The following is a 1,210-nucleotide window of genomic DNA, read 5'->3' as shown; positions in this document are numbered from 1 at the left end:
CCTATCCCCTGTGTGCCTTGCCTCCCACGACTACGAGGCCACTCGTATAACTTCGTATAATGTATGCTATACGAAGTTATTACGCACGTCGTAGTCGTGGATCGTCGGGTTCGCGAGCAGCCGCTCGGCCATCTCGCCGGCGCGATCGGCGGCCTCGTCGGCGTCGGCGGCGGCGAGGTCGACCTCGAAGCGATCCGCGGAGCGGAGGTCGTCGAGTTCGAACCCGAGCCGTTCGAGGGCTTGTTGGGTCGTCTCGGCCTCCGGATCGAGGACGCCCCGCTTCAGCCGGACCGTCACCGTCGCCGTGTAGTCGGTCATGTCCGTTGGTGCGGAGTCGTGTGTAAAAACCGTTTTGGAACGGTGTTTATGCGCACGTTCGTGGATATAGATCGGTCGAACGTGCGGGAGGCAGGGACCGCGCGGAACGAAAGGGGCAAACCCCTCCGCCTGTTGGAGGAGGTGTATGCAGCCGCTCGAACCCGCGGAGGTGATCGTCGCATGACCCGCGAACTGACCGAGATCACGGTCGTCGGAGGAGACAAGACCGGACTCATCGCGCGGGTCACCTCCCTGCTGTTCGAGCGGGGAATCAACATCGAGGACTTAGATCAGGCGGTCCGCGAGGGCGTCTTCCGCATGACGACCCGCGTCGACACCGCGGAGATGGAGACTTCCCGCGGGGAGCTCCGCCGCGCGCTCGCCGAACTGGGCCGCGAACTCGACGTGGACATCCAGGTCCGGTTCCCGAGCGACCGCGACGCGCGCCGAATCGCGTTGCTGGTCACGAAGGAGACCCACGCGCCCGAGGTGCTGCTGGAGGCGGAGGCCAACGGTGACCTCGCCGACGACGGCGAGGAGGCCGAGATCCCGGTCGTCATCGGCAACCGCGGCGACCTCCGGTCGCTCGCGGAGCGCTACGACAAGCCCTTCTACGACGTGGGCGACGGCAACGGGAACACCGACGAGGAGCGCCTGCTCGACCTGCTGGCCGAGTACGACGTGGACCTGATCGCTTTGGCCCGCTACATGCGTATCCTCTCGCCCGAGGTCGTCTTCCGGTACGAGGGCCGGATCATCAACGTCCACCCCTCCCTGCTGCCGGCGTTCCCCGGCGCGGAGGCGTACCGGCAGGCGAAGGACGCGGGGGTCCGCATCGCGGGCGTCACCGCCCACTACGTCACCACCGACCTCGATCAGGGGCCGGTGATCG

At 66.5% G+C, this 1,210-nt stretch carries 1 protein-coding gene; it reads left to right on the top strand.

The features are described from left to right. Positions 1–498: 498 nt before the first annotated feature. Positions 499–1,210: formyltransferase family protein (locus BN903_RS12615; protein WP_048078069.1), on the top strand; the 712-nt coding region annotated here is incomplete at its 3' end.

The sequence above is a fragment of the Halorubrum sp. AJ67 genome, assembly GCF_000513435.1.
Note: the sequence above shows the minus strand (reverse complement) of the source record. Positions and strands in the feature narration are given on the sequence as shown.